Raw genomic sequence first — 15,805 nt, 5'->3', positions numbered from 1 at the left:
CGTCCACCGGCCCTCCCCGGTGGACGGTGACGCCGCGCACCCGTCTCGTCGGCGGGTGCGCGGCGCCGTCGCGGGTCAGGCGGCCCGGGTGCGGTGCGAGCGGAGCGCGGCCAGGACGCCGGCGGGGTTGACGATGCCGTAGCCGTAGTCATGGTCGAAGCCGACCGTGCTGCGGTCCTCGGCGGTGCGGTTGAGCAGCGTGCGAAGCTGCGCGGGCGAGATCTTGGTCGACGGGTGGCGGGTGCGCAGGGCGGCGATGACGCCGGCGACGACGGGACAGGAGGTGGACGTGCCGGTGTCGGGGGTGCCGGGCCCACTGGCCTCGGAGCCGGTGTAGTGGGTGTAGGCGGCCAGGTCGGGCTTGTGGTCGCCGAGCCGGGCAGGCCCCTGTGAGGAGTAGCCGACGCGCTCGCCGTGGGTGTCGACCCCGGCCACCGTGACCACCTTCGGATGGCCGTTGCCGCCCACGATGTCGGTGTACCCGCAGCTCGCCGCCGGGCAGTCGCGTCCGCAGTTGCCCGCCGCGAACACGATGTCGGCCCCGGCGTGCTCCAGGCTGGAGATCATGACGTTGAACGGGTGCGACGGGTTGTCGGAGTAGTTGCCGGGGTGGCCGGGCGGGAAGTCCTGCTCCGGGTTGTACAGGCCCCAGCTGTTGCTGACGACCAGCGAGCGCGACTCGGCCGGCATCGCCTCCAGGAGCCCGCGCAGATGGGCGTAGGCGGCCACGGCGTCGGACAGCATGCCCTCGACCGTGCCCTTCCTGCTCTGCAGGACGGCGACGTCGAGCAGCGTCGAGCGCGGGGCGGCGATCTGGGTGTTGAACGCGCACAGGCTGCCGTGCTCCACCGGGTAGCGCCCCGGCGTGGGCGTGACGCCCGGCGGGGCCCAGCTGCGCCCGGCGTCGAGGGTGACCTGACGGCCGAGCTTGGTGCTCACGTGGTCGGCGTTGACGCCGCCGTCCACGACCGCCAGGGTGACGCCGTGGCCGTCGTAGCCGGCCGCGCGCAGGTCGGAGGCGTGCAGCAGCCGTTCGACGTCGTGCCAGTCGCCGACCGGGCCGGTGTCGGCGCAGGTGAGGTTGGGGTGGATGGCGGGGTCGGCGAACACGCCGACGATCTCACGTACGGACGACGACAGCAGCGCCAGCCTGGACGTGAGGTCGTCGTCGGAGAGCTCGCCGCGCACGAGCACGCTGGCGTGCTCGGCCGACAGGGAGAAGCCCAGCGGCCGGCTGAGCGACGTCAGGCCGCCTGAGGGCGAGGCGGGCAGCGGACGCGGCAGGGCCAGCGGGGCGAACGCCTGGTCCAGGACGATTCCCGGCAGGTCACCTGCCACGTCGGCGACCGTGGCGGTGACGCCGGGGTCGAGGACGGCTTCGACGGTTTCACGGGCGGGGCGGAGCTGGATCAGGACACGCAACGCTCCACCTCCTCTCCGGGGACGGGGATGGGATACTCGTTGCTTCCCCTTGTAAATACCCGCTGTAGTGAATTAACTACTTACAGTAGTGTCAGCACTTCATTGCCCCGGAGGTCACCTCTTTGTCGCCGTCCTGGGCCGTCGTCGGGGTCCGGCGGGTCGCGGTCTGGGCGAGGAGCGCGCCGGACAGCACGATCGCGCCGCCGGCGATCTGGAAGCCGTCCAGGCCCTCGCCGAGCAGCCCCCAGGCCGCCACCGCCCCGCCGATGACCTCCAGCGACGCCACCGTGGCGCCCACCGCGGCCGACAGCCGCCGCACCGCGTTCACCCCCAGGATGTAGGCGACCACGCTGGCGACCACCACCATCCACAGGAAGGCCAGCGGGACGGGCAGCGTCAGGGCCCCGGGCGCGGGCGTGGCCGACTCCGTGAACGCCGCCCATCGCAGCTCCCACGGGCGGGCGACCGGGACGAGCACCAGGGCCGCGCCCGCCATGCCCCAGGCGACGAGCCCGAGCGGATCGACGTCGTCCCCGAAGCTGTCGTTCATCAGGAAATATCCGGCGGAGCACGCCGCGGCCAGCAGGCCCAGGGCCAGGCCGAGCGCGTCCAGCCGGAGGTCGTGCCACACCTCGGCGACGATCCCGAGGCCGGCCAGGGCGACGAGCGCCCCGGCGTAGGCCGCCCGTGGGAGCCGGATCTTGCGTACCAGCCGCACCCAGGCCGCCACCATCACCGGGGCCACGTAGACCAGCAGCAGGGCGACCCCCACCGGCAGACGGGTGATCGCGGCGAAGTACAGCGACTGCACCCCGGCCACCGCCATGACCGCGTACAGGGCGAAGAACGGCCACCTGGACCGCGGGATGCGCAACGCGCCCGGCCTGACCACGGCCAGCACGGCCAGCAGCAGGAGCCCCGCCGCCGTCATCCGCGCCCACACGGCCTCGATCGGCGTCAGCCCCGCCGCGACGAGGTACCTGGCCATCGGCCCCGAGAACGCGAAACACGCCGAGGACCCGAACGCGAGGGCCGGCCCCGCATACCTCATGCCGCACCACCAAGATCGTCACGACCGCCAGGAAGTCACGACCCTGACACGTCCCGCGGCGCGGGGGCAACGCGATTACCCGCCCCCCGGACGCCCTCTAGCATTCCCCTGTGACCACCTACGACGACCACGACGCGTTCGAGTACCTGAACTTCTCGGCCCTGCCGCAACGCCAGCAGCGCATCCTGGCCACGATCCGCGACTGGGTGGTCAGGCACGGATACCCGCCGAGCACCCGCGAGCTCGGCCAGGCGGTCGGGCTGCGCTCGCCCTCGTCGGTCTCCAGACACCTGAGGAGCCTGGAGGAGAAGGGCTTCCTCAGCCGCGGCACGACGATGACCCGCCCGATCGACGTGCGGCTGTTCCTGCGGCCGCCGTCGCCGGAGCCGTCCGGCGAGCTGGTGAGCGTCCCCGTGGTCGGCGACATCGCCGCGGGCGCCCCCATCCTCGCCGACGAGCACCTCGACGACACCCTGACCCTGCCCCGCGACCTCACCGGCCGCGGCACCGTGTTCGGCCTGCGGGTGCGGGGCGACTCGATGGTCGACGCGGCCATCTGCGACGGCGACATCGTCGTGGTCCGGCAGCAGCCCGAGGCGCACTCCGGGCAGATCGTCGCCGCGATGATCGACGGCGAGGCCACCGTGAAGGTCTACCGGCGGCGCGGCGGGCACGTCCGGCTCGAACCGCGCAACCCCCGCTACGACGTCATCGACGGCGACCGGGCCGTGGTGCTGGGGATCGTGGTCTCGGTGATCCGCAGCGTGTGACCCCCGCCTCGGGCGTCAGGGTCTGGGGGCCCAGAAACGCTCGTGGTTGGCGGTGGTGGAGATCGTGCGGGTGTCGGCGCGGTCGAGGTAGAGGGCGCCGTTCAGGTGGTCGGTCTCGTGCTGGGCGATGCGCGCCGGCCAGCCGGACAGCTCCGTCTCGTACGGGCGGCCGTCCCCGTCCAGGGCCGACAGCCGCACCCGCGCGTGCCGGGGGACGACGGCGGTCAGCCCCTCCACGCTGAGGCACCCCTCGTGGAACGCCCGGTAACCGGATCCGACGGGCGTGACGACCGGGTTGACCAGCTCCAGAGGCGGCTGCGGGGCACGCTCGCGCTCGGCGGCGAGGTCGGGCGGCAGCTCGGCGGGGTCCTCGATGACCGCCAGCGCGAGCGGGATGCCGACCTGCGGCGCGGCCAGGCCCACGCCGACGCCCGGCAGGTGCCGGAACATCGCGTCCAGCAGCTCGCGCAGGAGGGCGTCGGAGAGCTGGCCGTCGTACGGCTCGGCCGTCCGGCGCAGCACGGGGTCGCCGACCTGGGTGACCGACCAGGGCCTGGGGGCGGCGAGGAGGGCGTGCACCCGCTCGGTCAGCTCCTCGGTGCCCACGCCGTTCAGGTGTCTCATAGGGGTCCTTCCGCTCGACGGTCGTTCGCTCAGCAGACGGTAGAGCATGGGCGGTGACCCGGTTTCGGCGGGTAAAGAGGGCTAGAAGCAATCATAGAGTAGTTGATCCACTGCTATGGGTAATGATCGTTGCGGATGATCACGTAACGTCGCCGGGAGGCACCCATGTGCATGAGAACGATCGCCGTCTTCGGCCTGACCACGGTGGGGCTGCTGACAGCGGTGGCACCGGCGACGGCCGAGGACGGCAGCGCCGCCGCCGCGCCGTGCGTCGCCGCCCGGATCGAGGTCGCCAGTGGCTCCCCGGCCGGGGCGAGCGCCCTGCTCGACACCTCGGCGGTGCGGACGTTCCTGCAAGGGCTCGTCCGTCCGGCGGACCGGCCGGGGGCGCAGCCGCTCCCGGAGGACACGTCGTTCGCCGCGGCCGCCGAGTTCCCGGGCCTCCTCGACGCGCTCCTGCTGGACGTGGATGACTACGTGTTCCTGCTGGACGCGCAGGAGGACGTCCAACCGGCCAGGACGGGCGGCGACCCGGGCGACGTCGGCCCGGCGGGGACGGGCGGCGACCCGGGCGACGTCGCGCCGGCCACGAGCGGCGCGGACAGTGACGCGCTGGCCAGGCGGATCCTGGAGGCGCTCGTCGCCGACGCCCTGAGATGCACCCCGCCCGCCGCCCCACCGGCCACCGACCCCGCAGCCACCTCCGCAGCCACTTCCTCGGTCGCCACCTCCTCTGCCGCAGACTCCGCCGACGCCGGCTCGTCGGACATCGGCTTCTCGGACGTCGGCTGGTCGGCCGATCCGGAGGCGACGTCCCTCCTGGACTCCGAGGGAGCCACGGCGGTGCTCGAAGCGCTGATGAACCGGCCCGAGTCCTGCGTCACCGACGGCACCTCGACCATCCGCTCCTCCGACACCGGCAGGTCGATCGCGGCCGACTCGTCCCAGGTGTCGCTGCTCGACGCGCTCGGCGTCCGAAGGATGCTGGACGTCCTGGTGGGCAGGCCGTCGGCGTGCGCCACCGAGGACGTGCCCCTGTCTGCGGCGACCACCGAGCAGGACCGGCCGAAGTCGCTCCTGGACGGCTTCGGCCTCGGCGCCCTGTTCTCCAAACTCCTCGGCTGACAGTCCCCTGAGGGCTGACCCACCACTGCGGCGGGCCGGTCCTCGGGTGGGCGTGTCGGTGACGTCCCGGGATTTTCCGGTTGTTCGCGGGAGGGGCCGGGCGGGTGATCGCGTGGTAGGTTGCGGGCGAGCCTTGATCCTTTGGGGAGAAGGGGGCTGCGGCCGTGACAGGCACCAGCGACGAGACCGTCCGACCGACGGCGTGGGAAGCGGCGTGGGAGGTGCTGGCCCCCGTCACGGACATGGTCACCCCGATGGCCGTACGCGTCGCGGCCACCCTGCGCCTGACCGATCTGATGGGCGGCGACGAGCTGCCCGTCGAGGAGCTGGCCCGCCGTACCGGCACCGACGCCGACGCGCTGGGGCGGCTGCTGCGCCACCTCGCCTGCCGCGGCGTCTACGCCGAACGAGAACCCGGCGTGTTCGCGGTCAACGAGCCCGCCGCGCTGCTGGCCTCCGGCCACCCCTCCATGATGCGGGACCGGCTCGACCTGGACGGCTTCGGCGGGCAGATGGACGTCGCGTTCACCGGCCTGCTGCACACCGTCCGCACCGGGGAACCGGCGTGGGAGACCGTGTTCGGCGTCCCGATCTGGAACCATCTCGCCGCCCATCGGGAGGTGGGCGAGTCGTTCGACGCCCTCATGGCTGCCGGGGCCGGCGACCTCACCGACGTGGCCGAGGGGTACGACTGGTCCGGCGTACGGCACGTCATCGACGTCGGCGGCGGCACCGGTGCCCTGATCGCCGAGCTCCTGAAGGCCCACTCCGGGCTCCGGGCCACGCTCGTCGACCTGCCGGACACGCTGGAACGCGGCCGGCGGTCCCTGACCGGGCTCGGGCTGGACGAGCGGTGCGCGTTCGCCCCGCAGAGCTTCTTCGAGCCGCTGCCCGAGGGCGGCGACGTCTACGTGCTCAGGCGCGTGATCCACGACTGGAGCGACGACGAGGCCGTACGCGTCCTGCGGCGCTGCGCCGACGCGGCCGGGCCGCACGGGCGGATCGTGGTGATCGAGTCCCGGGGCGGCTCCGGCGACGATCCGGCCATGTTCGCCGAGATGAACCTGCGCATGCTGGTCCTCAGCGGCGGCCGGGAACGAACGGTCGACGACTACGCCGCGCTCGCCGAGAGGGCGGGGCTCGACGTGGCGGAGGTGCGTCACACCCCGCTCGGCAACGTCATCCTCGACTGCGTCCCCGGGCCCGGCTGACCGGGCGCACCCACCTGGGCTCTCCGTCACCTCCGGCGCGATGGGACACTTGATCATCTGTATGCGAAGGAGACCGCAGTGACCACCATCGAATGGGCCGAGCTGTCCGCCGCGCACCTGCCGGCGATCACCGCCCTGGCCGGCAGGTGCGCGGCGCGCGACGGTGGGCTCCCGGCGACCGCGTCGCCGTCCTTCCTGGAACGCAGGTACACCGGGGGCCCGGCGGTGGGCGCGTTCGCGGAAGGCGAGCTGGTGGCCTGCGGGGCGGTGCGGCCGGTGGGCGAGACGACGGCGGCGACCGGCCTGGTCGACCCCGGCCACCGCGGCCGCGGGCTCGGGTCCGGCCTGCTCGACCGGCTGGCCGTGAAACCGGGGGCCGGGCGGCTGGAGACCGAGTCGCTGACCCCGCAGGCGCACGCGCTGTTCCTGGCGCGCGGGTTCCGTCAGGCGTTCGCCGAGGACGTCTGCCGGCGCGACCTGACCGTGCCGTTGCCGTCCGTGCCGATGCCGCCGGAGGTGGCGGTCGAGGAGTGGTCCCCGGACAGCGAAGGGGCCTTCTACCAGGCGTACGCGGCGTCCTTCGCGGATCGTCCCGGTTTTCCCGGGTGGTCGCGGGTGCAGTGGGTCGACTGGCTGGTGGACGACGGGTTCCTGCCGGGATGCTCGCTGGTGGCGCGTGAAGCGGGCGTCGCCGTCGGCTTCGTGACGTGCGCGGACGAGTTCCTGGTCCAGGTGGGCGCCGTGCCCGGGTGGCGGCGGCGCGGGCTGGCGCGGGCACTGGCCGTCGCGGCGCTTGGCCGTATGCGTGACGGCGGGGCCGTCCAGGTCTTCCTGGACGTCAACGTCAACAACCCGGCCTCTGCCGCCCTCTTCCAAGGTCTCGGGTTCGAGAAGATCGCTCGCCGCGCCCGCTACGAGTAGGCCCCCCTCAGCCGGGCGTGGCGGTCGTGAGGCTCCGATGCGGGCCTTAACCGGACGTTAGGGTTCTCGCAGTTCGTCGCTATCGTGCCGGCGGCCACTGTGGGAGGCGTCAGGACGACGACCACGCAACGGAGGGTTTTCCGCATGCGCAAGCCTATGATCATCGCTGGACTGGCCACGGCCACCGTGCTCGCCGCGGGCGCCGGCACGGCCTTCGCCACCGCCTCCACCCCCACATCCGGCCCCACATCCGGCCCCACGTCCGCCGCCACGTCGGCCCCGGCTCCGGCGGTCCCCCAGGAGCAGGCCGAGAAGACGGCGCTGGAGAAGGTGCCGGGCGGCAAGGTCACCTCGGCCGAGCTGGAGAACGAGGACGAGGGCCAGGTCTGGGAGATCGACATCGACGCCGCCGACGGCATCGAGCACGAGATCACGGTGGACGCCACCAAGGGCACCGTCCTCGCCGAGGAAACGGACGACGACGCCGACGACCACGCCGACGATCGCACGGACGCCCAGCAGGGCGACCAGAAGAACGCCCAGACCGCCGACAGCGACGACGAGGCCGAGGACGACCAGGCGGACGACCAGGCGGAGGACCAGGCGGGCGACCAGAACGACGACCACGGCGGCGACAAGGCCGGCGCCAAGAGCGACGACCAGGGCGACGACCAGGGCAGCGACCAGGGCGACGACCACGGCGACGACGACTGAGGGACACCCGCCTGGCGGTAGCCCCCGACCGGGGTGCCGTCAGGGGGCGCGCGAGTCTGGAGGCGGCATCGACACCGGTGCCGCCTCCAGGCGCGTCGGGGGCCGGTCAGATGGTGGCGCTGACGCCGATGTCGTGAAAGCGGCCCAGGCGGCCCGCACCAGCGAGCGCGGCGGCCATCACACCGGCGAACACGGGCTCTCCGGGGGGCGACGGGCTGAGCGGGGCAAGGTCTCGGGCGACGGCCCGGGTGCGAGGCGAGGGTCAGGTGCGAGGGGCGTACATGATGACGAGGACGCCGACCAGGCAGATCAGGGCGCCGATGACGTCCCAGCGGTCGGGACGGAAGCCGTCGGCGACCATGCCCCACACCAGGGACCCGGCGACGAAGACGCCGCCGTACGCGGCCAGGATGCGGCCGAAGTTGGCGTCCGGCTGGAGGGTGGCGACGAAGCCGTAGAGGCCGAGGGCGACGACGCCGCCGCCGATCCACAGCAGGCCGCGTTGCTCGCGCAAACCCTGCCAGATCAGCCACGCGCCGCCGATCTCGGCGAGCGCGGCCAAGGCGAACAGCAGCAGTGAGCGGATCATCGTCATGACGGTCAGTACATCGTATCCGCGAGGGCGGCGGCGGGGAGGGGGCAGTCGGGGCAGGTGCAGCCGGTCAGGCTGTCGCAGCCGGCGGCGACCACCTGGGTCAGCGACTCCCGGACGGTGGTCAGGTCCGCGATCTTCGCGTCGATCTCGTCGATCTTTGCCTGGGCCTGGGCGCGCAGGTCGGGCGTGGGGTGGCGGCGGCCGGTGTCGATCAGGGCGGCGACCTCGTCCAGGGTGAAGCCGAGCCGCTGGGCGGCCTTGATCACGGTGAGCAGGGCGACGGTCCCGGGCGGGTACGCGCGGTGCCCGCCCGGGCTGCGCCGCGGCTCGGCGAGCAGGCCGCGGCGCTCGTAGTACCGCAGGGTCTGGATGTTGACCCCGGCCTGCTCGGCGACCTGCCCGCTGCGCAGGTACGGCTCCTCCGGCTCGGGGCTCACGCGTGCCGCCCGGCGGCTCTGGGCTGGAGAGCGTCCAGGACGTCGGTGTGCCGCGTGCATGTGGACGGCGTCCGGTCCTGGGAACCCTGGTGAAGGGGGAGGCCTGTGGTCATGTCGTGACGGTAACCCCGTACCTGGGTACCGGATTCAAGGGGCGGCGGGAACTTGTAAGGTGGTAGGGGGATAGGGCCGGACAAATGGGAGGCAAGGGTGCGCGAGTTCCGCTCCTGCCTTCACCTCGCCCGCGAGTGGCACGCCCGCCCGCTGCGTCCGCTGGAGTTCCGTCCGGTCGGCACGAACGGCTATGTCAGCACGTGGGGCGTGATCCCGGGCATCCGCCCGCCGCAGGCCCACTGAGAGCCCTCCGCCAGGCGGCGGCCCGCACAGCCGGAGACCGCTGAAAGCCGCGCACCACGCAAAGGCCTGCGCGGCGCCCTGCAAGCCCTCCATCAAGCGAAACGCCGCACAGCGGCCGGAAGTGCTGCGCCGTGCGGAGGCTTCGCCGTGCGGCTGAAGGTTGTGTGAAGGTTCCGCATGGCTGGGGGCGGTGTAGTCGTTGGCCCGAATTGTTCTTATTGTTCTGGAGTTCTTCCTTCATGTCGCGGATCATCACCGCCCTCCGCTCCGACGCGGTCGGCGGCGTGCTGCTCATCGTCGCCGCCCTGGCCGCGCTGGCCTGGGCCAACTCGCCTCTCGCTGACTCCTACGAGGCCCTGCGCACGTGGTCGTTCGGCCCGTCCGGGCTGGACCTGCGGCTGAGCGCGCAGGCGTGGGCCGCCGACGGGCTGCTGGCGGTGTTCTTCTTCATTGTCGGCAACGAGCTCAAGCAGGAGCTCGTGCACGGCGAGCTGCGCGACCCGCGCCGCGCCGCGCTGCCCGTCGTGGCCGCGCTCGGCGGTGTGGTGATCCCCGCGCTGTTGTTCCTGGCGGTGAACGTCGCCGCGCCGGGAGAGGCGGTCAACGGCTGGGGGGTGCCGATGGCCACCGACATCGCCTTCGCGCTCGCCGTCCTGGCCGTCGTGGGCCGCGGCCTGCCCACGCCGCTGCGGACGTTCCTGCTGACGCTGGCGACCGTGGACGACGTGTGCGCGGTCGTCGTCATCGCCGTCGGCTACACCTCGGGCCTCAATCTCGCCGCCCTGGCCGGGGCCGCCGCCGGGCTGTGCGTGTGGGCGTACCTGCAGCACGGGCGGGGCCGCGCGGTCACCGCCGTGCGCCGCGCGCTGCCCGCGTGGCTGCTGTACGGGCCGCTCGCCGTGCTGATCTGGGCGCTGACGCACGCCTGCGGGGTGCACGCGACCATCGCCGGCGTGGCGATGGGCCTGCTGATGCGCACCCGGCCGCGCGCCGGCGAGCAGGAGCCGCCCTCCCAGCGCGCCGAGCACGCGCTGCGGCCGTTCTGCGCCGGGGTGGTGCTGCCGGTGTTCGCGCTGCTGTCGGCCGGGATCTCCCTGTCGGGGGCGGACGGCTTCTGGGCGGGGACCGTGACCTGGGGCGTGCTGGCCGGGCTGGTGGCGGGGAAGCCGCTGGGCATCGTCGGCGCGGCGTGGCTCACCGCGCGCCTCACCAGCGCCCACCTCAACCCGCGGCTGAGCTGGAGCGACATCGCCGGTGTGGGCGTCCTGGGCGGGATCGGGTTCACCGTCTCGCTGCTGATCGCCGAGCTCTCCTACACCGGCCCGGCGCACCTGACCCAGGCCAAGGGCGCGATCCTGCTGGCCTCGGCGGCGGCGTCCGTGCTGGCCGCCCTGATCCTCGGCGCCCGCGGCCGCCGACGCCGGGCGGCCGCAGGCGGGCTGACCGGACAGGCCGGAGGCGCGTTGACCGGATAGGCCGGAGGCGGGCTGACCCGGGCAGGACGGAACGGGTTAACCGGACAGCGCGGCGGTGAGGCGGGCCGCCAGGGTCGCGACCGCCGCGCGCAGCTCGGGCCCGCCCTCGACGCGGAAGGCGAACGGCACGGCCGGCAACCACTCCTGGGCGTACATGGCCGGGTTGCCCGTGCTCCCGACCAGCACGCAGCCCTCCCCGTACGGTTCGAGCCGCCCCATGGGCGGGCGGACCCAGGGCGCGACCTCGGCCAGGGGCGCGTCGAAGACCACGCGGGTGGAGTACGCCCATCCGGTGCCCAGGTTCTCCTCCAGCGCCGCCACCGGGTCGAGGCCGTCGGGCGGCCGGAAGCCGAGGGTGCCCTGACGTACGGTTCGGACGCGGTCCACCCGGTAGGTGCGGATCGCGCCGGCGCGGTGGGAGTGGCACAGCAGGTACCAGCGCCCGTACCGGACGACGACCGCCCAGGGATCGACCTCGGCCTCCCACTCCTTGCCCGACCCGCTGCGATAGGTGATGTGCACCCGCCGCCGGGCCGCGGACGCGGCGACGAGCGCGCTGGTCACGGCGATGCCGGGACGGGCCGCGTACCGGTCGGGGGCGGCGCAGGCGTGCTCGCGCAGCGCGGCGGCCTGCCGTCCGACGCCTTCCGGCAGGGCCCGGATGACCTTGGACAGGGCGGCGCCCACCAGGTCGTCGGCGTCGTCGGCGTCGGCGGCGGCCGGCTGGCCGTCGAGCACCGCCATGACCAGGCCGAGCGCCTCGGGCTCGGTGAAGGCGACCGGCGGCAGTCTGGTGCCGCGCCCGAGCCGGTAGCCGCCGTAGGGGCCTCTGGCCGACTCGACGGGGATGCCCGCCTCCCGCAGGATCCCGACGTACCGGCGGGCGGCGCGTTCGGTCACGCCCAGGGACGCGGCCAGCTCGCCGGCCGTCACGCCTGGACGCCGCTGAAGGACCTCCAGGGCGCGCAGGGCCCGCGCGGTGGGGCTGAGTTCGGCCGGCATCCGAGCAGACTAGAACGGTCAGGGCGAGATCCGGAAGTAGAACGTCCGGAACACCCCCTAACGTGGGCCGCCATGACCGACTTCCAGGAAGACGTGCACGTCGAAGGCGTGCACCTGCGGAAGGCCACCTTCGCGCGGGTGGGCCTCCATGACGCCCGCGTACGCGCGGCCGACCTGTCCGGCCTGCGGCTGAGCGGCGTCGAGCTCGTCGACGTGGAGATCAGCGGCGAGCTGCGGAACGTCGTGGTGAACGGCGTGGACATCGTCCCCCTCGTCGAGGCCGAGCTGAACCGCCGCATGCCCGAGCGCGCCCGGATGCGCCCCGAGGACCCCGAGGGGTTCGCCGAGGCGTGGGCGATCCTGCGACGGCTGTGGGCGGGCACCCTCGCCCGCGCCGCGACGTTCCCGGAGGCGCGGCTGCACCGGAGCGTCGACGGCGAATGGTCCTTCATCCAGACGCTGCGGCACCTCAACTTCGCCTCGGCCGCCTGGGTCGGCCGGATGATCGTGGGCGACGTCTCGCCGTGGCACCCGCTCGACCTGCCCTGGGACGAGGCGCCCGGCTGGGACGGCGTCCCGTGGGACCGCGAGGCACAGCCCTCGCTGGAGGAGGTGCTGGCGGTCCGCCGCGCCCGTCAGGCGATGGTCGGCCAGGTCGTCGCCTCGCTCACGGCCGAGCGGCTCGCCGCGGACGTCACCCGCGACGAGCCCGGCTGGCCGCGGCTGACCGGATTCCCCCTCAAGGAGTGCCTGTACATCGTCCTGCACGAGGAATGGGAACACCGGCTCTACGCGGAACGCGACCTGAACGCACTACAGAAAGAGGACTGACATGGACATCCTGCTCATCGGCGGCCTGTGGCTCGACGCCTCCGCCTGGGACGAGGTGGCGTCCGCGATCGAGGCGCTCGGCCACCGTCCCGTGCCGGTCGCGCTCCCCGGCCAGGGGGACGGAGCCGCCTCGGCCACGCTCGCCGACCAGGTGGCCGCGGTGCTCACCGCCGTGGACGCGGCGCACGGCAGGCCCCTGGTGGCCGGTCATTCCGCGGCCTGCACCCTGGCCTGGCTGGCCGCCGACGCGCGGCCGGACAAGGTGGGCAAGGTCGCCTTCATCGGTGGTTTCCCCGCCGCCGACGGCGCCGCCTACGCCGACTTCTTCGAGATCGCGGACGGCGTCATGCCGTTCCCCGGGTGGGAGCCGTTCGAGGGGCCGGACGCGGCCGACCTCGACGAGGAGGCTCGGCGGAGCTTCGCCGCCGCCGCGGTCCCCGTCCCGGAGGGGGTGGCCAAGGGCGTGGTGCGGCTGACGGACGAGCGGCGGTTCGAGGTGCCGGCCGTTGTCGTGTGCCCGGAGTTCACCCCCGCCCAGGCGCGGGAGTGGATCGACGGGGGCGACGTCCCCGAGCTGGCCCGGGTCAAGCACCTCGACCTCGTCGATCTCGACTCGGGGCACTGGCCCATGATCACCGAGCCGGCCGCCCTGGCCCGGCTCCTGACCGAGGCGGCCGGCTGAACTCTCGCCGAGGGTCAGTGGCGTGAGGTGAGGATCTGGGAGAGGACCTCGTGCACGTGGGTGTTGGGGTGCTTGCCGGTGAACTGCTCGGCCAGCGGGCCCACGGCGGTCACGGGGACGTCGGCGCCGGTGTGGCCGCCGGTGGTCCAGTCCATGACGAACTGCAGCTTGCTGCCCTTGACGGGGAACGGGCCGTCCTCGGTCGAGGGGGCGGTGCCGCTCTCGTCGCCGGTGGAGGTGTCCTCGACGGTCAGGCCGCCGCACTCGTGGTCGCCGGTGATGACCAGCAGCGTGTCGGGGTTGGCGTCCACGTAGGCGCGGGCGACCTTGACGGCGTTCTCCAGCGACTCCAGCGCCTGAAGGGTGCGCGGGGCGTTGTTCTCGTGCGCGAACTCGTCGATGCCCTCCTCCTCGACCAGCAGGAAGAAGCCCTTCTTGTTGGTGGAGAGGGTGTCGAGCGCCTTCTTGGTCATGGTGGCCAGGTCGACGGCGGGGGAGTAGACGTCGCCCTCGCCCTCGGCGCGCTGCTGGAACATCTCCTCGTTGCCGAACAGGCCGAGCAGCTTGCCGCGGCGGGCGGAGTCGAGCTGCTGGGCGTTGGAGACGTACTGGTAGCCGTCGGCCTTGGCCTGGTCGACGAGGTTGCCCTTGGTGCCCTTGCTGGCCTCGGTCGGGTCCTCGGCGGGCTTGTCGGGCCAGGCGCCGGGGGTGCCGGCGGGCAGCCACCAGTCCTCGCCGCCGCCCAGGATGACGTCCGGCTTGCTCACGGCCAGGTACTGGCGGGCGATCTCGTCCTGGGCCGAGCGGTTGGCGGTCTGGGCGAAGAACGCGGCGGGGCTGGCGTCGGTGACCTGGGCGGTGGTGACCAGCCCGGTGGACTTGCCGGCCTGCTTGGCCTGCTGCCCCAGGGTGGGCAGCGGCTTGCCGTCCACGTCGACGCTGATGGCGCCGTTGTAGGTCTTGACGCCGGTGGCCCAGGCGGTGGCGGCCGCGGCGGAGTCGGTGATGGCCGTCTTGGGGTCGTGCGGGCTGGTGGTGAGCTGGCCGGAGACCGGGAGCTGGTCCATGTTGAGCTGGCCGTCGAGGCCGGCCAGGTAGAGGCGGGCGGCCTCGCGATGGGCGGCCGCCATCCCGTCGCCGTTGATGAAGATCACGCTACGGGCGCGGCCCTTGCCACTGCTGGACGCGTCGGCGGACAGGACCGGGCTGACGGCGACGACCGCGAGAGCGGCGGCGAGCGCGGTGGTGGCCGAGGCGGTCAGGCGCCGCTTGGACGAGGAATGCATGACGCCCCCATATGGAACGAATCGGGCAGAGAAGTACTTTGCGGGACACGATCCTGTACTTCTCGCCGGACATCTTTCCGTCCAAGTGATGTCCATGCGGTGAACATGTCCGAGCCGTACGGGACGGCCGGCCGGCTTGGCGACACGGTAACCGTTCATGTCCGAGGGCTTGACCCCGGGATGACGCGTCCGGACGCGACCAGTTCATAGCCTGGTGCAATGGCAAGGCTGACATGGACGGCCAAGTCGGTCCTGGTCACCGTGCTCGTGCTGGTCGCCGGGGCCGCCGCCGCGGCCGGGGCCGTGTTCCTGAGCATGAGCAGCGAGGACGGTTCCGCCCCCGAGCCGGTCGTCGCGTGGCTGCGGGGCTCGGGCTCGACCTCGCAGAAGGGCGCCATGGACGCCTGGATCGGCGAGTTCCACCGCGTCCACCCCGAACTGCGCGTCACCTACGAACCCAACGGCTCCGACCGCGGCATCGAGGACTTCATCGCGGGACGCAGCGCGTTCGCCGGCTCGGACGTGCCGATGACCCCGTGGGAGCAGGCGCGCGCCGACCGGCGGTGCGGCGGCCCGGCCGAGCACCTGCCGATGGTCGTCTCCCCGGTCGCGGTGGCCTACAACGTGGCCGCCGTGCCCGCCCTGCGCCTGTCGCCCGCGACCCTGACCGGAATCTTCACCGGGCGCATCACCAAGTGGAACGCACGCGAGATCGCCGCCGACAACCCCGGCGAGGGCCTGCCGGGCACCCGCATCCACGTCTTCCACCGCTCCGGCCAGTCCGGCACCACGCAGAACCTGACCGAGTTCCTGCGGGCGACCGGCGGCTGGCCGCACCAGCCGTCCAGGACGTGGACCGGCGTCGGCCAGGGCGTGACCAGCTCCAGCGGGATGACGCAGGTCCTCCAGCACACCGGGGACTCGATCGGGTACGTCGAGTACGGCTTCGCCAGCAGCGCCCTGCTGAACACCGCGGACGTGCGCAACGCCGCCGGCCAGTTCGTCACCCTGTCGCCCGAGAGCGCCAGCAAGGCCCTTCAAGGCGCCACGGTCGCGAACCTCCCGAACGGGCTGGTGCTGTCCTTCGACCACCTGCGGGCGGTCCCCGGCGCCTACCCGATCGTCCAGGTCACGTACGAGATCATCTGCGCGGGCCGGGCGGACCCGCTGGTGCGCACCTTCCTCGACTACACCGCCGGCGACGCCGGCCAGTCCTACCTGGCCCTGTACGGCTACGCCCCCCTGCCGCACGACCTGCTCGCCCAGGTGCGCGGACGCCTGGGGGCCACGAGCTGAACGGGC

The 15,805-nt window shown here is 73.1% G+C and carries 17 protein-coding genes; 10 read left to right on the top strand and 7 right to left on the bottom strand.

Annotation, left to right across the window (positions count from 1 at the left end):
* Positions 1-75: 75 nt before the first annotated feature.
* Both AB0J97_RS34935 and AB0J97_RS34930 read right to left on the bottom strand, forming a co-directional pair.
* Positions 76-1,422: a S8 family serine peptidase gene (locus AB0J97_RS34935; protein ID WP_364096791.1), complete on the bottom strand. Its 1,347-nt coding sequence runs from the start codon at positions 1,420-1,422 to the stop codon at positions 76-78.
* Positions 1,423-1,513: 91 nt separating this feature from the next.
* Entirely contained in the window at positions 1,514-2,473 is a 960-nt protein-coding gene (locus AB0J97_RS34930) for a DMT family transporter (RefSeq protein WP_364096788.1), read from the bottom strand.
* Positions 2,474-2,583: 110 nt separating this feature from the next.
* Between AB0J97_RS34930 and lexA the strand changes: the two genes are divergently transcribed.
* Positions 2,584-3,243, top strand: coding sequence for a transcriptional repressor LexA (lexA, locus tag AB0J97_RS34925; RefSeq protein WP_357695458.1), 660 nt, complete (start codon positions 2,584-2,586; stop codon positions 3,241-3,243).
* A 15-nt stretch (positions 3,244-3,258) separates the two neighbouring features.
* Here lexA and AB0J97_RS34920 read toward each other — a convergent pair whose 3' ends face one another.
* Positions 3,259-3,867 (bottom strand): peptide deformylase, encoded by a 609-nt coding sequence (locus AB0J97_RS34920; RefSeq protein WP_364096785.1) that lies wholly within the window; start codon positions 3,865-3,867, stop codon positions 3,259-3,261.
* Between the two features lie 171 nt (positions 3,868-4,038).
* Between AB0J97_RS34920 and AB0J97_RS34915 the strand changes: the two genes are divergently transcribed.
* The 4 genes from AB0J97_RS34915 (at position 4,039) to AB0J97_RS34900 (ending at position 7,838) form a co-directional block, all read left to right on the top strand.
* A complete protein-coding gene (locus tag AB0J97_RS34915) occupies positions 4,039-4,992 on the top strand; it encodes a hypothetical protein (RefSeq protein WP_364096782.1) in 954 nt (317 codons plus the stop codon).
* A gap of 164 nt (positions 4,993-5,156) precedes the next feature.
* Positions 5,157-6,203: a methyltransferase gene (locus AB0J97_RS34910; RefSeq protein ID WP_364096779.1), complete on the top strand. Its 1,047-nt coding sequence runs from the start codon at positions 5,157-5,159 to the stop codon at positions 6,201-6,203.
* A gap of 78 nt (positions 6,204-6,281) precedes the next feature.
* Positions 6,282-7,124 carry a GNAT family N-acetyltransferase gene (locus tag AB0J97_RS34905; protein ID WP_364096776.1) on the top strand — a complete coding sequence of 281 codons (843 nt, stop codon included), beginning with the start codon at positions 6,282-6,284 and terminating at the stop codon, positions 7,122-7,124.
* A 144-nt stretch (positions 7,125-7,268) separates the two neighbouring features.
* The gene (locus AB0J97_RS34900; RefSeq protein ID WP_364096773.1) at positions 7,269-7,838 is read left to right on the top strand and encodes a PepSY domain-containing protein; all 570 of its coding nucleotides are present in this window, start codon (positions 7,269-7,271) and stop codon (positions 7,836-7,838) included.
* A gap of 262 nt (positions 7,839-8,100) precedes the next feature.
* On the opposite strand, the gene AB0J97_RS34895 is transcribed toward AB0J97_RS34900, so the two are convergent.
* Both AB0J97_RS34895 and AB0J97_RS34890 read right to left on the bottom strand, forming a co-directional pair.
* The gene (locus AB0J97_RS34895) at positions 8,101-8,433 is read right to left on the bottom strand and encodes a YnfA family protein (protein WP_364096770.1); all 333 of its coding nucleotides are present in this window, start codon (positions 8,431-8,433) and stop codon (positions 8,101-8,103) included.
* 5 nt (positions 8,434-8,438) lie between these two features.
* Positions 8,439-8,870 carry a MerR family transcriptional regulator gene (locus tag AB0J97_RS34890; RefSeq protein WP_364096767.1) on the bottom strand — a complete coding sequence of 144 codons (432 nt, stop codon included), beginning with the start codon at positions 8,868-8,870 and terminating at the stop codon, positions 8,439-8,441.
* Positions 8,871-9,080: 210 nt separating this feature from the next.
* On the opposite strand from AB0J97_RS34890, the gene AB0J97_RS34885 reads away from it, so the two are divergent.
* Positions 9,081-9,227, top strand: a complete 147-nt coding sequence (locus AB0J97_RS34885) for a hypothetical protein (RefSeq protein ID WP_357695474.1) — start codon at positions 9,081-9,083, stop codon at positions 9,225-9,227.
* Between the two features lie 239 nt (positions 9,228-9,466).
* On the top strand, positions 9,467-10,702 hold the full coding sequence (nhaA, locus tag AB0J97_RS34880) for a Na+/H+ antiporter NhaA (RefSeq protein ID WP_364096763.1): 1,236 nt from the start codon (positions 9,467-9,469) through the stop codon (positions 10,700-10,702).
* Between the two features lie 36 nt (positions 10,703-10,738).
* On the opposite strand, the gene AB0J97_RS34875 is transcribed toward nhaA, so the two are convergent.
* The gene (locus AB0J97_RS34875) at positions 10,739-11,704 is read right to left on the bottom strand and encodes a WYL domain-containing protein (RefSeq protein ID WP_364096760.1); all 966 of its coding nucleotides are present in this window, start codon (positions 11,702-11,704) and stop codon (positions 10,739-10,741) included.
* Between the two features lie 72 nt (positions 11,705-11,776).
* Here AB0J97_RS34875 and AB0J97_RS34870 point away from each other — a divergent pair, with 72 nt between their 5' ends.
* A complete protein-coding gene (locus AB0J97_RS34870; protein WP_364096756.1) occupies positions 11,777-12,535 on the top strand; it encodes a DinB family protein in 759 nt (252 codons plus the stop codon).
* A 1-nt stretch (position 12,536) separates the two neighbouring features.
* A complete protein-coding gene (locus AB0J97_RS34865; protein ID WP_364096753.1) occupies positions 12,537-13,217 on the top strand; it encodes an alpha/beta hydrolase in 681 nt (226 codons plus the stop codon).
* Between the two features lie 14 nt (positions 13,218-13,231).
* Here the strand turns inward: AB0J97_RS34865 and AB0J97_RS34860 are convergent, their stop codons facing one another.
* Positions 13,232-14,503, bottom strand: coding sequence for an alkaline phosphatase (locus AB0J97_RS34860; RefSeq protein ID WP_364096750.1), 1,272 nt, complete (start codon positions 14,501-14,503; stop codon positions 13,232-13,234).
* 219 nt (positions 14,504-14,722) lie between these two features.
* Here AB0J97_RS34860 and pstS point away from each other — a divergent pair, with 219 nt between their 5' ends.
* On the top strand, positions 14,723-15,799 hold the full coding sequence (gene pstS, locus AB0J97_RS34855) for a phosphate ABC transporter substrate-binding protein PstS (protein ID WP_364096747.1): 1,077 nt from the start codon (positions 14,723-14,725) through the stop codon (positions 15,797-15,799).
* Positions 15,800-15,805: the final 6 nt, after the last annotated feature.

This window comes from Nonomuraea sp. NPDC049607, from assembly GCF_040675375.1.
In the GTDB taxonomy this organism is placed as follows: Bacteria; Actinomycetota; Actinomycetes; order Streptosporangiales; family Streptosporangiaceae; genus Nonomuraea.
This window is presented reverse-complemented; position numbering and strand designations above follow the sequence as displayed.

Excerpts from the sequence above, each read along its gene's own strand:
- AB0J97_RS34915 (WP_364096782.1), top strand. The coding sequence starts at position 4,039 with ATGAGAACGATCGCCGTCTTCGGCCTGACCACGGTGGGGCTGCTGACA.
- AB0J97_RS34895 (WP_364096770.1), bottom strand. The coding sequence starts at position 8,433 with ATGACGATGATCCGCTCACTGCTGCTGTTCGCCTTGGCCGCGCTCGCC.
- AB0J97_RS34930 (WP_364096788.1), bottom strand. The coding sequence starts at position 2,473 with ATGAGGTATGCGGGGCCGGCCCTCGCGTTCGGGTCCTCGGCGTGTTTC.
- AB0J97_RS34860 (WP_364096750.1), bottom strand. The coding sequence starts at position 14,503 with ATGCATTCCTCGTCCAAGCGGCGCCTGACCGCCTCGGCCACCACCGCG.
- nhaA (WP_364096763.1), top strand. The coding sequence starts at position 9,467 with ATGTCGCGGATCATCACCGCCCTCCGCTCCGACGCGGTCGGCGGCGTG.
- AB0J97_RS34870 (WP_364096756.1), top strand. The coding sequence starts at position 11,777 with ATGACCGACTTCCAGGAAGACGTGCACGTCGAAGGCGTGCACCTGCGG.
- AB0J97_RS34875 (WP_364096760.1), bottom strand. The coding sequence starts at position 11,704 with ATGCCGGCCGAACTCAGCCCCACCGCGCGGGCCCTGCGCGCCCTGGAG.
- pstS (WP_364096747.1), top strand. The coding sequence starts at position 14,723 with ATGGCAAGGCTGACATGGACGGCCAAGTCGGTCCTGGTCACCGTGCTC.
- AB0J97_RS34920 (WP_364096785.1), bottom strand. The coding sequence starts at position 3,867 with ATGAGACACCTGAACGGCGTGGGCACCGAGGAGCTGACCGAGCGGGTG.
- AB0J97_RS34865 (WP_364096753.1), top strand. The coding sequence starts at position 12,537 with ATGGACATCCTGCTCATCGGCGGCCTGTGGCTCGACGCCTCCGCCTGG.
- AB0J97_RS34900 (WP_364096773.1), top strand. The coding sequence starts at position 7,269 with ATGCGCAAGCCTATGATCATCGCTGGACTGGCCACGGCCACCGTGCTC.